Raw genomic sequence first — 17541 nt, forward strand, 5'->3', positions numbered from 1 at the left:
AAGATTTTATTTAAGCCTAAAAAACCAATTCTATATTGGATGCACATTAGCAGTGTTATCTTTATTTTTGCGTCTTAAAATGGAACAATGGGAAAATTCGTAATATCGGTTCGTAAAAATGGTGGATATCAATTTAACTTAAAAGCTGGAAATGGCGAAGTCATTCTAACCAGTGAAGGTTATACCAGTAAATCAAGTTGTATTAACGGAATAGAATCTGTCAAGACTAACTCTCTATTTGACTCAAGGTTTGAGCATAAAACTTCTGCTGATGGGAAATATTATTTTAACCTTAAAGCGGGAAATGGCCAGATCATTGGAACGAGTGAAATGTATACTGAAGCTTCAGGAAGGAACTCCGGTATTGCTTCAGTTAAAAGCAATGCAATGAGTGCTGAAATTGAGGATAGCACAATATCATCATGAAAATACCATTTCTACAAAAATTTATTAAAATTTTAGGTTATACCCTTTTAGGCATAACTTTGTTTGGCAGCATATTGGATGCAGTTAATAATTCCATATCATTAATTAATTTTAGGAGTGCTTTTTTTATAACGGTTTTCATGGTATTAATTTTGGGTATTACTATAGTCCTTCTTAAAAAAGGATTAATACCTTGGAGAATAAAAATAATTGGTAATAATGATCAAGTTCAATATAAAATAGTTAAAGTATCAAAAATGAATATGGGAATTTATATTCCTATGTTTGGAATATTTGTATTTGTGTGGGTCGCGGCATTCATTAATCAAAAGAATAATATTCCAAAGGAAGTCATTAAGAAAGAACAATCCCAATTTAAACAATCAAAACCTAGGGCTTTAAGAGAAATGTTTGATTCTGATTTTGGTGGTAAAATTATTAGCTATGATTTAGAGAAAGATGTTAACTATACACCAGCAAAAAGTAATAATACTATAACACTGAAAATAAATCAACGGGTTCATTTTGATTTTGATTCTCGTGCAAAGTTTGTGGCTTTTTATGTACCTTCCTCTTTATATACTCCTGAATATTGTTTTCATTTAATAAGCAGGGTTGATACCCTTTTGAAATTTTTAGAGGAGCATACAAATGGAAATTATTTTTCTTTAGGTGAACGAGAGATGGATGTCAAGGACTTAAAATTCACGGGACGAGTTTTTTGTTTATCATCAAGATGCGATGACACATAAAGTAGTTGATGAACTGACATTTTTATTCGAAAAAAGCATCTAATCCCTCAATTTAGGGGGCCGGAATATGAAGTTGCACAAAACTTGTATAAATCACGATGAGCATCTTTTATTCATTAAACATTCACTGAATGTTCTTGAGATATTACGGTAAATTTGACTTTACTACCAAATTATGGTATAATTAAGTTAAGGCGTATCTCAGAGACGATCTTGATTATCACTGACATACCGGACACACCAACTCACTCTAGGCAAAACCTAAATTTATTGTAAGTACAACTTATATAAATGTTGACGGTGCTTTTGCACCGTTGGTTTTGCAATCTGCGGTACCTTTTAATTACCGTAGATTATGGGTACCTACAGGTGCGAAGGTGCCTATTTTATCAATTTAATTTACATCACTATGATACCACCATAATTGGTTGTTTACAATTGAATAGTTTATCCACAAAACGTGGATCGTGGGCGAAAAAATTTGCCAAATTGGCAAATAATACCGTCTATTCTAGGTCAGATTATAAGACTAAACTTAGGGCATCAGAAAAATTATTTCTGATGCCCATTTTTTATTTATGTCAATCATACCAAATTATTTAAAAGTATATCGCAAACGATCTCCGCTTGATCAAGAGGACATGCGATCTATATCAGGATTACTGGATGTCTCAAGTATCTCAAGATATGAGAAAGGATTAAGAGAACCAACCACAGAAGTACAGCTTATTTATCATCATGTTTTCGATACGTCCATTGAATCGTTTTATCAATTGCAATCCCAAAATATGCTACCAGGTCTCATTGAACGAATGAAAGAACGAATCAGAGAATTAAATAAAGAAGAACAAATAACATTAAAGAACACCTCTAAAATTAAATTCCTTGAGCAAGTAATTATAAGATTAACAAATTAAAAAACGTATGACATCACAAAATATAAAATTGAATATAGTGTGTGCAATTTATCCAAATGCAAATGGCTTTGGGTTTGTGAATTTGGATAATGAAGGAGAACTAATTTATTATGGTTCAGTAAGAATTAGTCCAATTTCCAATAGGAAAATCCTTGAACGAATTAAAAAGTCCCTTGATTACTTTCAGCCTAGAATAGTAATTCTATTTGATCCAGAAAGTAAATCATCGAGAACTGGAAATCGAACTAAAAAACTCCTTAAAAAAATTACTGACTATGCTGAATCAGAAAATCTCCCCGTCGTTAAATACTCTCGTGATCAAATCAGAGATGTGTTTGAAATCCGAGGTGCATTTACCAAATATGAAATATCCAAGTTCTTACTCACAAAATTTCCAGAACTGGAACCAAAGAGACCAAGAGAACGGAAAAAATGGGAAAGTGAGGATCGGAATATGGTAATTTTTGATGCACTGTCCCTTGCGCTGACTTGGTTCTGGCTGAATGAATAATCAAGATTGAGATAATAGCGAAGCAAAGAGTAATGCATCTAAAGCATTAACATTGTCTTCTCATGGAACATAGACCTCTAATCCTTTTGATTTTTTTGAGACAAAATATCTTCAATAAACAAATCACCAAATTTAATTGCATCTTCTGGGAAATATGCTTTCTTTGTTTCCAAGCTAACTATGCATTTTGCATACTCCTCTGGCTTCATTCTACTTACAGTATTTTATTTCATATTTTCTAAAAAAATAAAGTAAGGCATAGCTTATTTAAAAAAATGAACAACCCATTTTTGTCGCATTGTTGTATTTTTACATGATATCAAGAAAATCATGAAAAAACGAGTAGGAATCTGGATAAGGGTATCTACAGAAGACCAAGCCCAGGGTGATAGCCCCAAAATGCATGAACATCGAGCCAATGCCTATGCTGAGATTAAAGGTTGGACAGTGGTTGAAACATATCACCTTGAAGCTGTAAGTGGAAAGCAGGTAATGAACCACTCAGAAGCCAAACGAATGCTCGAAGATATTCGGAGAGGACACATTACAGGTCTAATATTCTCAAAACTAGCTAGGCTGGCGAGAAACACTCGTGAACTATTAGAATTCGCCGATCTGTTCCAGCAACATAATGCAGATCTCACATCACTTGATGAAAGTATTGATACCTCCACTCCGGTTGGTCGCTTCTTTTATACCCTCATCGCCGCAATGGCAGAATGGGAAAGAGCTGAAATTAGGTCGCGAGTTAAAGCCTCTGTGCCAATTCGCGCAAAGCTTGGAAAGTCTTTAGGCGGTGAAGCTCCATACGGATACAAATGGGAGAATAAAGAATTTCTTTTGGATGAAAAGGAATCACCCGTCCGTAAGCTCATTTATGAACTCTTTGCAAAGCACCAAAGAAAAAGAATCGTAGCTAATCTGCTTTCTGAACAGGGCTATAGAACGAGAGGTGGTCATAAGTTCACAGATACAACTGTTGATCGGATTCTTCGTGATCCGATTGCAAAAGGAATGAGACGTGTTAATTACACGGAACATACACAAGAAAACGGTTGGCAATTAAAACCAAAAGAAGAATGGATTTTTGTCAAAGCTCCTCGAATTGTTTCTGATGAACTCTGGAATACTTGCAATGAGATACTTGATAAAATGTCTCAATCAAGAAACAAGGTCAGAAGAAAGAGCGTCCATCTTTTCAGCGGAATTGTTCAATGCCATTGCGGAACAAAAATGTACATGAGAATGAATTCACCAAAATACATCTGTCTTGATTGTAAAAACAAAATAGCGCCGGATGATCTTGAAGAAATCTTTCAAACCCAACTCAAGAATTTCGTATTTTCGGACATGGAAATCCAAAGCCATTTGAATCAGGAAAAAGTAATGCTGAAAGACAAGGAGGAACTGCTAATTGTACGAACAAAAGAATTACAAAACCTCAAGCTTAAAATTACCAATATTATAGAACTGTATCATGAAGGAGAACTGACAAAGGAGACCTTTAGAACCAATTATGCCCCAGTGGAAGAAAAGCAGAACCAAGTTGAGCAATCAATAATGGAGATTCAGGGTCAGATAGATGCCCTTCGAATGCAAAGCTTGGATAATAGCCAGATACTTTATGATGCTCGAAACCTTCATTCCCAATGGAATGCCTTTACCCAAGAGGAAAAGAAAAGCATTATTGAATTGATAACGGAATCCATTATAATTGGAAAGGAGGATATAGCGATCAACCTTTCCTACATACCCACTTTAGTTCCAGATGCCCCAGTACCAGGGCCATCTGAACGCAATAACACTACCAAATATGGTGATGATTCTAAAACACTACAACTATGCAACGAACGGGGAAGGGTTGAAATTAATTTAAAAAGTATCTCCTAAATAATGTTAGAAGCAATCAAGCAACATACACTTCACCTACCTCCTATCAAATTTTCACAACTTTAAAGCTCTTTTTCATTCCCAGTTCATTTTGAACCTGGATGATGTATATCCCTTTTTCCAGATCGCTTCCAATTGGTATCAGGGTTTCATGACTTATTCTAGTAGCTTGTAAAATTTGTCCTTTTAAATTGCTGATGCTGAGATGTAAGGATTGCCCAGCTGGATTTACCAATAAAGTTTGTGTTTCAAATACAGTAGCACTTAATGTGACGTTGATTTCAGAATTCACCTCATTAGTTGCAACCGGATTGCCATCAAAAACCAGAAAAGCATCCAAGGCTCCTTCAACCAAATGACCTGGATTGTCATCTGCAATGCTGACCATAAATTTTACATCCTCTAATTTTGTGGTCAATGATTTTATATTGAATCGATCTTTTGCAATCCAGGCAGATTCACTTTTGTTTATTTCTTCAATACTTATGGTATCCGTGCCGGACAGTATATAAAATTTTACTTTATCATTTGGTGCATTGTTGCCACCACCATTAAAAAACCAATAGGAATAATTTAATAAGGGCTCATTGTACTTAGTTAAATTCATAGTAGGACTGGTAAGAAACGTTGCGCCATTGTCCACATCCGCTGCGGATGGATCTGTGGTGCCATTTCCAGTAACATAACAAGCATCACCCAGATCTGTATCAACATCGAATTCTGATTGTGCCTGATCGTTTCCACTGATGGTTCCAACGGGCTCTCCACGTACCCAGGCACCAGTTGAAGCGAAGGTTTTGTAGTCCAATTTTGTTCTAATATAAAATCATCCTGGTATCCTTTATCGAGTAAGATCTCAATTTCTGCTTTAGGACTTAAGGAACTATACACTTCAGCATGATGCAAATAAGCCCATTTGCCAACTACTAATTGAAAATCTAAATTATCCTGAATAATTTTTACGTTGGCAACACCGTCAGCTGCAGTTTGTGCAGTAATGCTTTTATTGGCATTAAACAATACAATTTTTGCATCCGCTATTAAATTTAAACTACCCTTTTCTTTTACAATAATTTTTTGAACAATTGTATTTTTAGGAAGCAGTTTTACGTTTTTAATAGTAACGACGCCATGTTCTAACACGGCGGATGTAGTAAGCGGGTTGTAATCAGGATGCGAAAATTCAACTGAAAATGTACCGGAATCAGCATAACCGGTTTTATATTCTCCTTTCAAATTTGTTTGTTCATTGTTTTTTCTGGGAGTAATCAAACGGACTTCAACATTTGATATAACTTCATCTGTGAAACTGTCACGTACAGTACCTTCTAAATAACATGCACGGATGTATTCTGGTTTTATTACAAATAATCCGCCTTCAATATCTGAAGCAACGATGGTTTTACTTGGCAAAAAAGGACTCACGCCCCAGCAACCATGAAATCCGCTTTGATTTCCAGAATAAGTATCAACAGATCCAACTTCAATTAAATTTTCAGGACGGTGTGCATCGATAATTTTTACTCCATCTGTGTAATACGCTGTAATCAAATAACCATCCAGGTATCTGGTATTGTGTGGAATGACTCCAGTGCCTTCAGTATCTTTTGGACGCCATTGATCAAGTAATTTAATATTATGGATATCAGAAATATCATAAGCAGCTACATACGCATTTTCTTTTTCATCTGTCGTAAACATGTATCGGTTATCATCCGATGGCCAGTTATTATGTGTAAATGCAAAAGGAGTTTTTACACCATTGATTTCAACTGGTTTTGATTTATCAGTTACGTCATAAGCAGTCATCAGACCTTCATAAATTTCAGAAGAATACAAGGTATCTCTGCGCATAAACATATCGTGGCTGTAACGCGTAGTCTCAGCACCTAAAAATTTTGGGTTTTCAGGATCTTGATTGAGGTCAAAAAACAAGACTCCCTGCCAGGGACGACAACCATTCAAACAAAGAATTCCTTTTTCATCTACAAATACTGTATGGCATGTGGTGATATTTGCTGTTTGATTGTTTGCAGTTACAGAAGTGGTCCAGAATTTACTGGTAATAGTGCCCGGAGCATTTTTCATATTGACAATGATTACCCCATCGGATGCATTGTCTGTTACAGCATAGATGTAATCTTTGTAAGCATAAACCTCTCTCCAAATGGTGTTGACGCCTTTAACACTGGCTCGCAAAATGGGTTTTGACGGATCTTCAAGACTGTAAATTTCCAATGCTTCACGGGTGCCGATGGCTGCATATTCAATCCCATTGCGATCGACATAATGCCAGATGCCACTGCCCCCACTGGGTGCTGGAACATGAGCAATAATTTTCATGTTGAGGTCGCCGTCTTGTGCGATCAAATTATGGCCAAGAATAAAACAGAACAGTATCGTAAGTATGTTTTTCATTTACTTTAATTAAAATTCGGTCAAAGGTAGTTCCCTAATTAGTATTTCATCCAAAATTTAACGTTTGAGGCCTTAATTTTGGGCTCAATCAAGCACTAACTAAACGTAATATGAAGCTCGTTTGTGATCCGGGGCTATTGCTGCTTTTAGAAGCACGAAATCGGTCAAAACATTTAAGATTCATTAAGAAATCCACGATCTCAATATATTTGCACCCGTTACACAAAATCTCAGATACATAAACTATTCTGAATCAATCAATTAATGAAATCATGAATGAGGTATTAAAGCAATACGAACATAATGTCTGCATTTTAACGATCAACCGCGAACAAGCGATGAACGCCTTAAATCACAATGTAATTGACGAATTAAATGCCGCAATCGATGAGATTGAGGCCAAAACAGATGAATTACGTGGATTAATTATAACAGGTGCCGGACCTAAATCTTTTGTTGCGGGTGCAGATATTTCTGAATTTGTCGGACTCAGCAGGAAAGAAGGCATCGCGCTTGGTCGGAAAGGGCAGATGTTGTTTTCGGAAATCGAAAAACTCAATATCCCTGTAATTGCAGCGGTAAATGGATTTGCATTGGGAGGAGGTTGTGAATTGGCGATGGCATGTCACATTCGGGTAGCTGGTTCCAATGCCAAATTTGGTCAACCTGAAGTGAATCTTGGATTGATCCCAGGTTATGGAGGCACCCAAAGACTGATTCACTACATTGGAAAAGGAAAAGCAATTGAAATGTTGATGACCGGCGATATGATTTCTGCAGAAGAAGCCCATCGCTTGGGTTTGGTAAATCACGTAGTTGAACCTGGCAAAGAAGTTGAAAAATCATTGGAGATCATTCAAAAAATTGCGACCAAAGCTCCGGTAGCCATCCAGAAAGTTATCAAAATTGTAAATTCATATTTTGATTTTGAAATGCAGGGATATGAATCAGAATTAGATTCATTTGGAAATTTAATGATTACCAAAGATGCAAATGAAGGGGTGGATGCTTTCTTAAATAAGCGCAAACCGACGTTCAAAGGAAATTAATGTTTGAATACCATAAAGATAAACAACGCTATTTTGACATGCAGTACCTCACTGCAAGAGACTTTATAATTCCATTTATAGAAGAAAAACGTCCACTTAAAAATCAGGATCGGGTATTAGAAATTGGATGCGCCGAGGCAGGCGTTTTAAAGGCATTTGTTGAAAGAGACCTACCCTGTTATGGCATTGATTTAAGTCCTTCACGCATTGAAGCAGCCAAACATTTTCAACAAGAAGCATTTGGTTTAGGAAAATTAAAATTCCTCTCAAAAAATATTTATGACATCCAACTTAAATATGATTTGGATGGTCCGTTTGATATCATTTTATTAAAAGATGTAATTGAGCATATTCCAAATCAGGAACAATTTATTCAGCAATTAAAAAGTTTCTTAAATCCAGGCGGTGTGATATTTTTTGGATTCCCGCCCTGGCAAATGCCTTTTGGTGGACATCAACAAATGGCACAGTCAAAGCTCTTGAGCAAGCTTCCCTGGTTTCATCTCTTGCCAAAATTCGTTTACAAAAAACTGTTGGAGTGGGGTGGACAAGATGCCATCACCCTCAATGAATTTATGGAAATAAAAGAAACCGGAATTTCCATAGAGCGCTTTGAAAAAATAATCAAACAAAATCAATTTCAAGTTTTAAACAGAAAACTTTTCTTCACCAACCCCATCTACAAATTTAAATTTAATGTAGAACCAAAATCGGTTCTTCCAGGTTTAAATTCCATTCCTTATTTTAGAAATTATTACACCACGGCAGCTTATTATTTGATTGCCTAAACATTGATTGATTTCAAATCTTAAAATGATCAGTTCCCGAAGGCGTCCACGCCGAGGGTCACTGAGACGCCTTCGGAAACTTTGAAGTAATTAATTCGTCAAGATCCCTCATGTTCATAGATTACAAAAACTTAAAACAGACCAGTTTCCGAAGGCGTCCTCGCCGAGGGTCACGAAGACGGGTGCATGTTTGAAATATTAAAAAATGAATTGCATTTAAAAAGGCAGATTTCTCTTCGAAAATCCTCGGCGGGGACGCCTTCGGAAACTTTGAAGTAATTAATTCGTCAAGATCCCTCATGTTCATAGATTACAAAAACTTAAAACAGACTAGTTCCCGAAGGCGTCCTCGCCGAAGGTCACGGAGACGTGTACATGATTAAAGCATTTCCTCAAAACAACATGCTAGGATTTCAGCATTTCAGGATCGCAGCATTGAAAGATTGCAGGATTGCAGCATTGAAAAATTGCAGCATTGTTTAACCTCCACAGAAAGTCTTAAACTTCTTGATATAAACCTCCCAGAGGTCTTTTTGACCTTTTACCTCATCGTCATCACAAAAATCGGTCACTTCCATAATGGTCTCATTAGTAATATCCGTTTTATAGATGCGGAATTGTAAAAATTCGTCTTCCCGGTCATTCCAGCGGTATCTTACCAATTCTTCTTCGATATCTTGTACAAGAGTTGCCTCTTCGTGATCCCCCTCCCAATCAAAAGTATATTGGTCGCCGATGTTATCCACCCGATCACAAAACCACCGTACCATACAAGTGGGTTCCGTTGTAAAAAGGTAAAGCGTCGCAGGCGATGACTTAAACATGAACTCGGTTTGAAATTGGACTCTGGCCATTGATACTGTATCTTTTTTAATCTAATTGAGTGCGTTGAAGCGGCAATATTAAAATTGTTTGAATATTTTTTTGTTAAATCATGAACTTTTTTTATTCACAAAACATTAATTCGTGATAGGGTTATTATTGCCAGCTTGGCATTATTTTCGCCCTCTGTTATAAAATTTCTCTAATTTATTTTATAATTCGTTGAATTTTAATAATTTATAAATTTACCAATCCTACATGAGGCAGCTAAAGATTACGAAATCCATCACCAATCGAGAAAGTCAGTCTCTCGAAAAATATTTACAGGAAATTGGAAAAGTAGATCTTTTGACCCCGGAGGAAGAGGTTGATTTAGCAAAAAAGATTAAACAAGGGGATCAGCTGTCCCTCGAACGACTCACTAAAGCAAACCTCCGTTTTGTAGTTTCAGTTGCAAAACAATATCAAAACCAGGGACTTTCTCTTTCAGATTTGATTAATGAAGGCAATTTAGGTTTGATTAAAGCCGCCCAACGTTTTGATGAAACCCGGGGATTTAAATTTATTTCCTATGCGGTGTGGTGGATTCGTCAATCCATCCTTCAGGCTTTAGCCGAACAATCACGGATTGTGCGTCTTCCTTTAAACAAAGTGGGTTCTTTAAATAAAATTAACCGTGCTTTTTCTGAACTCGAACAAGAATTCGAACGGGAGCCCTCTGCAGAAGAGTTGGCTACTTTGCTGGAGATTCCAACTGAAGAAGTTGAAACGACCATGGGCGTAGCTGCACGCCACGTGTCCATGGATGCACCTTTCGTAGAGGGAGAAGACAATTCCTTATTGGATGTACTGGAAAACGACAGCACACCTGCAACCGACGCAAAGCTGGAGTTCAAGGATTCCTTACGTCAAGAAATTGAGCGGGCCCTTGGCACTTTAACAGATCGTCAGGCAGATGTAATCAAATTGTATTTTGGAATTGGTGTAGAACATCCCGAGTCCCTTGAAGATATTGGGGATAAATTTGGATTAACCCGTGAACGGGTGCGCCAGATTAAGGATAAAGCCATAAACAAACTGCGTTCAGCTTCCAGAAGTAAATTACTTAAACAATACCTCGGATAAACCGCAAGCCGGATTGTTTTTTGCTTCGGATTTTATAACCTTTGCGGAAAATTAAATCCTATGTCTATCGTTAACCAAAACGAAAAAATTGAACTCGCACTGAAGGACTGGCGGGAAAAGGAAAAAAATGCGCTTGAGTTAAGTAAAATCGTTGGCGACCTGCGTTTTGACCGTTCCATTGAATTGGTCATTTTTCGCAAGGATCTTTACGACGTTCGCCCCAGTCAAATTATAAGCGACCACCTCTTTGCAAAAAATTACATTGATAAGCCCCTGGATCTGGATTTAAGCCTGGAGATTGCCCGCATTATTTTTAAAATGAATGAACTGGGCCCTTCACGGATAGACATTGGAAAATTAGCCTCCGAATGGGAAACACAGCAAAAGCATTTCGATAGTTTAGACCATTTTATTAAAGACCGCTTGCAATCGGGTCTCCAAATTGGAAATGTTGGATTTGAACCAAAAGATGTTGTCTTATATGGATTTGGTCGCATCGGCAGGTTGGTTGCACGCAGACTGATTTCTTCAACGGGAAGTGGCGAACAATTGCGATTAAAAGCCATCGTAGTCAGAGCGGGTATGAAAAATCAATTTGAAGAAGTGCATAAACGATTGGCACTTTTGGAAAGTGATTCAATCCATGGGAGTTTTCCAGGAGCCATTGAAGTAAGCCCAGACGGTACCGAAGCGATCATCAATGGAAATCGGATCAGAATGATTTTTGCTGCATCGCCTGCTGAAATTAATTATGAAGACTATGGCATTCACGACGCACTTCTGATTGACAATACAGGAATGTTTGACACGCGTGAAAAATTATCGGCACATCTTAGACCCGGTATTTCTGAAATCATTTTAACGGCACCGGGAAAAGACATTCCAAATATTGTCGTAGGTGTCAACACTCAAGAAGCAGACAATGTAAATGAAAATATTTTTTGTGCAGCTTCATGTACAACCAATGCAATTGTACCAATTATTCAAGTAATAGATCAGGCATTCGGAATTGAAAAAGGACATTTGGAAACCGTTCATGCGTATACCAGTGATCAAAATTTGTTAGATAATTTTCACCGCAAACCGAGAAGAGGTCGCGGTGCACCCATCAACATGGTAATCACAAGCACAGGTGCAGCCAGTGCAGTCGCTAAAGTATTGCCTCATCTAAAAGGTAAATTAACAGGCAATGCCGTTCGCGTTCCGGTACCGAATGTTTCATTAGCAATCTTGAATCTGACTCTTGAAAAAGCAACCAACCTGGAAGAAATACTTGGCAAATTGCGTCATGCAAGTTTGTATGGGGATTTGGTGGAGCAACTTCAGTATTCAACTTCAAACGAATATGTTTCCAGCAATGCAGTAGGAACCACCTGTGCTTCAGTTGTAGATGCACCTTCTACCATCGTTTCGGCAGATGGAAAAACAGTGACTATTTATGCCTGGTATGATAATGAATTTGGATATACCTGCCAGGTTGTAAGACTTGCAAAACACGTAGCTAAGGTGAGACGCTATACGTATTACTAGCCGTGAGCACCAACTTGGATACATACAAAAAATGGCAACCATTTTTATTGGGTTTGTGTGCAGCAATCGGACTGATAGCTGGCATGAATATGCGTCAAATTCATAAACCATCCGTTGAAACCAATTCGATCCAATTAAATTCCATGGATCGCATTCAAAAATTTGCGGATGTCATGGGTTATATTCAATCAAAATATATTGACAGCATTGATTTAGAGAAAAGCACAGACCTTGCTTTGGATGCATGGTTGGCAAGTTTGGATCCTTACTCAGATTACATTCCATCGAGCGAACTCAATTCATTTTCGAATCGGATGAATGGCACCGCAGTGGATTTTGGATTGGATTTGGTCGTTGCCGATTCAAAAATAATTATTCAAAAGGTTCGTGAAGCAAGTGGAGCCGCTGCAGTTGGTATGCGCGCCGGTGATCAAATTAAAGGAATCAATGGTTTGCAAATCAAACCGGATCCGTATTATTTAGATTCTTTAATTAATTCCATTTTAGAATCCAATCAGGATAGTATAGAAATTGCTTGGTTTAGTCATGAATTTGCACGGGAGCAAAATTCAAAAATTGGCTTGAGTCCTTTTAAAGACAATGCAGTGGAACTTTCTTTCAGCCCTGAAAAAGGAGTGGTGTATTTGAAATTAAAAATCTTAAATAAAGAAAGTTACAGAGAATTTATGAATGTATTGGAAACCTATGTTTCCGAAAAAAATTGCAAACGCCTGATCATAGATTTACGTGGAAATGCGGGCGGATTGGTTCACGAAGCTGCCTCTATTCTCAATCAACTCATACCGGAAAAAGATGTCTTGTTGTTTAAGACGCAAGGATTTAAAACAGCCGCAAAAGAATTTAAATCAACCGGAAAACCATTTTTTAGATTGGATAAAATTGTGGTGTTGGTTGATAACGAAACAGCATCTGCTGCAGAATTGATTGCAGCTTCACTACAAGATTTAGACCGTGCGATCCTAGTCGGTCAAAATACATTTGGCAAAGGCACTGTGCTCGAACAATACAGCTTGCCGGATGGATCTGCAATCCGATTGGCCGTTAGCAGATTCAGTACCAATTCCGGAAGACACATTCAAAAGCCTTATGAAAATTCAGAAGCGTTCAGCTATTTGTCGAATCCTGAAAATTCAAGAGACACAATTTATTATAGTAGAAAAAAAAGAAGATTGGCTACAAATAATGGGGTGGTTCCTGATAGTGAATTAGATACCACAAATCCAGCATTGGATTCTACGGAACAATTAATTGCAATACCAATTATTGCAGAACAGATCAATGAAATAAAAAAAGCAGTAGCCAATCAAAAAGAATCCTTGAAAAATAATAAGCAATTGGATTTGATTCTAAAGAATGAATTATTAAAAGCAAAGACAAAATATCCCGGAGTTCATTGGAATGAAGAACGAGTAATCCAAACTTGTCATGCAACGATTTTATTGTGGTTGTATGGTGAATCCGCTTTTCAGCAAGAACTTTTAAAAACAGATCCGGTTTTCCTACGCGCCTTGAAGGAATTGAGAAATTAATTTAATCCTCATTCCTTTTTCATTCGCAGCTTTCTTCTTCTTTAATTTTGATTACAATTCGTTACTTCGTTGTGTTGCAATCCTAATTGCACAAAGCTTAAAAACATATTTAAAGCTGCCCATTCAAATAATTACATCCTGATGAATTCCAATTCCCCTTCCGGATCAAATCGTATGATAGAGCTTACTTGATTTTTTGAAGTGTCATCTTGTCTGTATTTTACAACGTAATCAACCTGTTGAATGAGTAAGGGATCAATTTCTCCAAAATGAGCAGGAGCATCGATGCCGTTGAAATTGGCCGAAGTAGAAACCAGGGGTCCTTTAATTTCTTGGATGAGTGCCTTGCAGAAAAGGTCCTCACAAACGCGAATGGCTATGGAACCATCTTGTGCGGTAAATCGAGGGTCTAAATTCTTTGCATGCTTGTAAATTACCGTTAAGGGCCTTTTATGAAATCCCATCAGCGTTTCGACCCGTGGGTGTATGTAGTCGATATATTTTTTTAACATGTCTATTGAGTCTACTAAAAGGATGGCAGCCTTGCTTCCAGGTCGTTGTTTAATTTCATACAAACGATCCAATGCTTCAGGAAAATCGGTAGAGCAGCCCAAACCCCATATCGTGTCGGATGGATACAAAAGAACCTTCCCGTCCTTCAGACACCGTACGGCATTCCAGAAATCAGTATTTTCATCATTTAAAGTGAAATTCATCCAACAAATTTAATTTTGCATAAAATATGGAAATTGTAAAGATCAATGAAAAGGTTCAAAAATTTAAATGCCTTGATTAAGACCCTTTTGGAGCAAATTAATTTAGGTCATATTATGTTTTTGAGTTTTTAAAAGATTTCATATAAATTAGTTTTACATTATCATAACCAATTAACGCTGGAATTCGTTTAGTTAGGTATAATCGCAGGCAAATTTTGAGACACTTTCTACTATTATTGGTTTTTTTAAGTCAAACCATGCTTTTGAATGGGAAACACATCATTGGGGGAGATATGTCCTATCGGTGTTTAAGTGTGGATACCGTCAATAAGTTTGTCAATTTTGCGGTGACCTTAAAAATGTATAGAGACTGTTATGCCTTTCAGGCTGCAGAATTTGATCCACAAATTAAAATTGGGATTTATGAGAAATTACCCAATGGTTTTTATAGAAATGTCAAGAAACTGGATCAGGTATTACTAAAAACACCCATTGTTAAAATAAATGAAGATGCAGATAACCCCTGTTTGATTGTACCGGAGAATGTCTGCGTCCAGGAAGGCACCTACGAATTTCAAACCGGAAATTTACGTATGAGCACCAATTCCTATTACATAGCATACCAACGATGTTGCCGTAATGAAACCATTTCCAATATCCTAAATCCTGATATGGATGGCGCTGCGTTTGTAATCGAAATTACTCCGGAAGGGCAACGGGTTTGTAATAACAGCCCCCGATTTAAAAAATTTCCTCCCATCGTGATTTGCATCAACAGTTCATTAAATTTTGATCATTCTATCATTGATGCTGACGGGGATTTAGTAACTTATGAATTTTGTACACCCTTGGTTGCAGGGGGACAGGATGGCACCGTCAATGGAAGTGAAATGTGCTATGGCGTAAAACCAGATCCGTTTGGCTGTCCACCACCATTCAACACCGTGAACTTCAGGACACCAACATATACTGCAAATGCGCCACTTGCCGGAAATCCGGTAGTTTCAATAGATCCTTTAACCGGCTTGATTACAGGGAAGCCTGAAATTCAAGGTCAATTTGTAGTGGGTGTTTGTATCCGGGAATTTAGAAATGGAATCTTACTTACAGAAACCAGACGGGATTTTCAATTTAATGTGACCTATTGCGAACCTAAAGTTCATGCAAAACTGAAATCGGATTCGATACTAAGTGGAAAAAAATTTATTATCAATCTCTGTGGCAAAACAAGCATTGATTTTGAAAATTTAAGTACCGATGCCCAATATATAAGAGCTTATGATTGGACCTTTAATATTGGAGGGGTAAACCAAAAAGAAGTCCAAAGAAATGCGCGCTTTACTTTTCCGGGATTGGGTACATACTTTGGAAAAATGATTTTAAATCCAGGCAGTGAATGTTCAGATTCAGCCGATATTCAAGTGAATGTTTTTCCTGAGATCCGGGCGGGTTTTGGGTTTAGTTACGATACCTGCATTGCCGGGCCAGTCGCTTTTTTAGATAATTCGTTTTCAGGAAGTGGACAACTAACAAGTTGGAACTGGAATTTTGCTGGTTCTGGAAATTCAATCCTCAAAGATCCGAGTTATATATTCAATACCCCTGGATTGAAAGCAATTACGCTTCAAGTTCGGGATATCAATGGGTGTTTGGATGATACGGTGGCAACAATTCCTTATTTTCCGGTACCTCCTTTATTGATCGTAGAGCCTTCAACGTTTGATGGTTGTACCCCTTTAAATGTGTGTTTTAAGAACCTCTCGATTCCAATCGATACGACCTATGACATTTTATGGGATTTTGGGGATGGGCAAACCAGTTCAGAAATTTCACCCTGCCATAGTTATAAAACCGGCGGGGTGTTTTCAGTTAAACTCCAAATAACGTCACCCATAGGATGCTATATAGAGAAAAACTACCCCAGTTGGATAAATTCAAGGCAGTCTCCGAATGCGGACTTTAGCTTTACCCCTGATAAATTCAGTTCATTTCAAAAAACAGCCAGTTTCTCAGATCTGTCAACCAATACCAACAGCCGGTTATGGATTTTTGATCAAACCGATAGAAGCATGTTGGTAAACCCAATGTATACGTTTAGGGATACAGGGAAACAAAGCATCCAATTGATTGCAATAAACAACAATGGTTGTCGCGATACATTGACGCAATACATTGATGTAGAGCCAATTGTAACTTATTTTATGCCCAATGCCTTTACGCCCAACGGAGATTCAAAAAACGAACAATTTTTAGGCTTGGGGATTTTAGATGGCATGAGATCGTTTGAAATGAGTATTTGGGATCGTTGGGGAGGCCAGGTTTTTAAAACCAATGACCCCCAGGAAGGATGGAATGGCCGTTTTGAAAATTCGGGCAATAATATGCCAAATGGGGTTTATGTATATGTGGTTCGTTATACCACGCCTCGAAATCAACTCATAGAATTGAAAGGTTTTGCCAGTTTAATAAGATAAATTAGGCTAAATTTTTAGAATTTCAGGTAAAAACTATATCTTTGCGACTCTTTTTAAAATCCTTAAACTAGAATATCATGGATTTGCTCAGATATGTACAAGACACTTTAATGGACACCAGCCGGATCCCTGAATTTTCTTCAGGAGATACCATCGTTGTCAGCTATAAAATTATAGAAGGAAATAAAGAGCGTATCCAGGATTACAGAGGAGATGTCATCAATGTCCGTGGTGAAGGCAAAAACAAAACCTTTACAGTCAGAAAAGTTTCCAGCGGAGTGGGTGTAGAGCGTATTTTCCCTTTTTCATCCCCAAATATTGCTGAAATTAAAGTGGTGAAAAAAGGACGCGTTCGTCGTGCCAAATTGTTTTACCTGCGTAAATTATCAGGTAAAAAAGCACGTATCAAAGAACGTACACTGGTTGTTAGAGAAAGCACCGAGGCTTAATTGAATCCTAAAATCAGTGTTTAGGAAATAGTGGTCAGTGGTCAAAAATTCCTAACAGCCTAATAGTCTAATAGTCTAACAGCCTAACAGCCTAACAGCCCTTCAGCCCTCCAGCCTTCCAGCC

At 37.5% G+C, this 17541-nt stretch carries 16 protein-coding genes; 12 read left to right on the forward strand and 4 right to left on the reverse strand.

Going from position 1 to position 17541, the window contains the following annotated elements:
* Window positions 1-87 precede the first annotated feature (87 nt).
* The 5 genes from IPK91_16065 to IPK91_16085 all read left to right on the forward strand — a co-directional run bounded on the left by IPK91_16065 (window position 88) and on the right by IPK91_16085 (window position 4496).
* Window positions 88-426 (forward strand): YegP family protein, encoded by a 339-nt coding sequence (locus tag IPK91_16065; GenBank protein ID MBK8298757.1) that lies wholly within the window; start codon window positions 88-90, stop codon window positions 424-426.
* Window positions 423-1178, forward strand: coding sequence for a hypothetical protein (locus IPK91_16070; GenBank protein ID MBK8298758.1), 756 nt, complete (start codon window positions 423-425; stop codon window positions 1176-1178). The genes IPK91_16065 and IPK91_16070 overlap by 4 nt, the downstream gene beginning before the upstream one ends.
* A gap of 578 nt (window positions 1179-1756) precedes the next feature.
* A complete protein-coding gene (locus IPK91_16075) occupies window positions 1757-2095 on the forward strand; it encodes a helix-turn-helix transcriptional regulator (protein MBK8298759.1) in 339 nt (112 codons plus the stop codon).
* Between the two features lie 7 nt (window positions 2096-2102).
* On the forward strand, window positions 2103-2606 hold the full coding sequence (locus tag IPK91_16080) for a hypothetical protein (protein ID MBK8298760.1): 504 nt from the start codon (window positions 2103-2105) through the stop codon (window positions 2604-2606).
* 330 nt (window positions 2607-2936) lie between these two features.
* Window positions 2937-4496, forward strand: coding sequence for a recombinase family protein (locus IPK91_16085; protein ID MBK8298761.1), 1560 nt, complete (start codon window positions 2937-2939; stop codon window positions 4494-4496).
* A gap of 46 nt (window positions 4497-4542) precedes the next feature.
* Here the strand turns inward: IPK91_16085 and IPK91_16090 are convergent, their stop codons facing one another.
* Both IPK91_16090 and IPK91_16095 read right to left on the reverse strand, forming a co-directional pair.
* The gene (locus tag IPK91_16090) at window positions 4543-5103 is read right to left on the reverse strand and encodes a T9SS type A sorting domain-containing protein (protein MBK8298762.1); all 561 of its coding nucleotides are present in this window, start codon (window positions 5101-5103) and stop codon (window positions 4543-4545) included.
* Entirely contained in the window at window positions 5100-6914 is a 1815-nt protein-coding gene (locus IPK91_16095) for a choice-of-anchor B family protein (GenBank protein ID MBK8298763.1), read from the reverse strand. The genes IPK91_16090 and IPK91_16095 overlap by 4 nt, the downstream gene beginning before the upstream one ends.
* A gap of 272 nt (window positions 6915-7186) precedes the next feature.
* Here IPK91_16095 and IPK91_16100 point away from each other — a divergent pair, with 272 nt between their 5' ends.
* The gene (locus IPK91_16100) at window positions 7187-7963 is read left to right on the forward strand and encodes an enoyl-CoA hydratase/isomerase family protein (GenBank protein ID MBK8298764.1); all 777 of its coding nucleotides are present in this window, start codon (window positions 7187-7189) and stop codon (window positions 7961-7963) included.
* Window positions 7963-8751, forward strand: a complete 789-nt coding sequence (locus IPK91_16105) for a class I SAM-dependent methyltransferase (GenBank protein ID MBK8298765.1) — start codon at window positions 7963-7965, stop codon at window positions 8749-8751. The genes IPK91_16100 and IPK91_16105 overlap by 1 nt, the downstream gene beginning before the upstream one ends.
* A 479-nt stretch (window positions 8752-9230) precedes the next feature.
* Here the strand turns inward: IPK91_16105 and IPK91_16110 are convergent, their stop codons facing one another.
* Window positions 9231-9605, reverse strand: a complete 375-nt coding sequence (locus IPK91_16110) for an activator of HSP90 ATPase 1 family protein (protein MBK8298766.1) — start codon at window positions 9603-9605, stop codon at window positions 9231-9233.
* Window positions 9606-9831: 226 nt separating this feature from the next.
* Between IPK91_16110 and IPK91_16115 the strand changes: the two genes are divergently transcribed.
* Genes IPK91_16115 through IPK91_16125 form a run of 3 tightly spaced genes read left to right on the forward strand, consistent with a single transcriptional unit; the run spans window position 9832 to window position 13778 of the window.
* The gene (locus IPK91_16115) at window positions 9832-10698 is read left to right on the forward strand and encodes a sigma-70 family RNA polymerase sigma factor (protein ID MBK8298767.1); all 867 of its coding nucleotides are present in this window, start codon (window positions 9832-9834) and stop codon (window positions 10696-10698) included.
* Between the two features lie 60 nt (window positions 10699-10758).
* Entirely contained in the window at window positions 10759-12228 is a 1470-nt protein-coding gene (locus tag IPK91_16120) for a glyceraldehyde-3-phosphate dehydrogenase (protein MBK8298768.1), read from the forward strand.
* 14 nt (window positions 12229-12242) lie between these two features.
* Window positions 12243-13778 carry a hypothetical protein gene (locus IPK91_16125; GenBank protein ID MBK8298769.1) on the forward strand — a complete coding sequence of 512 codons (1536 nt, stop codon included), beginning with the start codon at window positions 12243-12245 and terminating at the stop codon, window positions 13776-13778.
* A gap of 131 nt (window positions 13779-13909) precedes the next feature.
* Here IPK91_16125 and IPK91_16130 read toward each other — a convergent pair whose 3' ends face one another.
* Window positions 13910-14494, reverse strand: coding sequence for an L-threonylcarbamoyladenylate synthase (locus IPK91_16130; protein MBK8298770.1), 585 nt, complete (start codon window positions 14492-14494; stop codon window positions 13910-13912).
* Window positions 14495-14709: 215 nt separating this feature from the next.
* Here IPK91_16130 and IPK91_16135 point away from each other — a divergent pair, with 215 nt between their 5' ends.
* Together IPK91_16135 and rplS are read left to right on the forward strand one after the other, a co-directional pair.
* Window positions 14710-16968 carry a gliding motility-associated C-terminal domain-containing protein gene (locus tag IPK91_16135; GenBank protein MBK8298771.1) on the forward strand — a complete coding sequence of 753 codons (2259 nt, stop codon included), beginning with the start codon at window positions 14710-14712 and terminating at the stop codon, window positions 16966-16968.
* Window positions 16969-17045: 77 nt separating this feature from the next.
* Complete coding sequence (gene rplS, locus IPK91_16140; protein ID MBK8298772.1) at window positions 17046-17417, forward strand: 50S ribosomal protein L19; 372 nt, start codon at window positions 17046-17048, stop codon at window positions 17415-17417.
* Window positions 17418-17541 lie beyond the last annotated feature (124 nt).

This window comes from Saprospiraceae bacterium (assembly GCA_016712145.1).
In the GTDB taxonomy this organism is placed as follows: Bacteria; Bacteroidota; Bacteroidia; order Chitinophagales; family Saprospiraceae; genus Vicinibacter.